The 1,032-nt window shown below is 66.5% G+C and carries 1 protein-coding gene; it reads left to right on the top strand.

Features of this window, described 5'->3' with window-relative positions:
* On the top strand, nucleotides 1–1,005 hold a 1,005-nt coding region (locus RM572_RS28560; RefSeq protein ID WP_311676275.1), incomplete at its 5' end, for an IS3 family transposase.
* Nucleotides 1,006–1,032: the final 27 nt, after the last annotated feature.

Genomic DNA, 1,032 nt, shown 5'->3' with positions numbered 1-1,032 from the left:
CGCCGAGCTGAAGAGGGCGAACGAGATCCTCAAGGCCGCATCGGCTTTCTTCGCGGCCGAGCTCGACCGGCCACACAGGCGCTCGTAGCCTTCATCGACGAGTTCAAGCAGGTGTTCGGTGTCGAGCCGATCTGCCGTGTCCTGACCGGACACGGACTGCAGATCGCAACCAGCACCTACTACGCGGCCAAGAACCGCCCGCCCAGCCTCCGATCCGTCCGGGACACAGAACTGAAGGAGCACATCGGCCGCGTCCACGCCGACAACTACGGCGTCTACGGCATCCGGAAGGTGTGGCGGCAACTGGACCGTGAGGGCATACCGGTGGCCCGTTGCACCGTGGCCCGGCTGATGCGTGAACTCGGCCTTCAGGGCGCCAGACGTGGAAGGAAGATCCGCACCACGGTGCGCGACGAGGGACACGAGCGGGCCGCTGACCTGCTGAATCGCGACTTCACCGCGCGTGGCCCCAACCAGCGGTGGGTCGCGGACTTCACCCACGTGCGCACCTGGAACGGCGTGGTCTACGTCGCCTTCGTAGTCGACGTGTACTCCCGCACGATCGTCGGCTGGTCAGCGGCCACCAGCAAACGAGCCAAGCTCGTCCTGGACGCTCTCGACATGGCGCTGTGGCGACGCGACCGGGCCGGCACGCCGGCCGGGCCCGGGCTGATACATCACTCCGACGCCGGCAGCCAGTACACGTCCTTCGCTTTCACCATGCACCTGGTGGCCGCCGGTCTCGACGCCTCGATCGGCAGCGTCGGTGACGCCCTGGACAACGCGCTCATGGAATCTCAGATCGGCCTGTTCAAGACCGAACTGATCAAACCCCGTACTCCCTGGAAGACCCTCGCCGAGGTCGAGGTCGCCACCGCGGAATGGGTCGACTGGTTCAACCACCACCGCATCCACACCGCGATCGGCGACATCCCGCCCGCCGAATGCGAAGCCACCTACTACGCTCAGCACCAGCCGCAACCGGCGGCTGGAGCCAGTCCATAGAGCCTCCACCGACCCCGGCACGGTTCA

This window comes from Streptomyces hazeniae, from assembly GCF_031845485.1.
Taxonomy (GTDB): Bacteria; Actinomycetota; Actinomycetes; order Streptomycetales; family Streptomycetaceae; genus Streptomyces; species Streptomyces hazeniae.
Note: the sequence above shows the minus strand (reverse complement) of the source record. Positions and strands in the feature narration are given on the sequence as shown.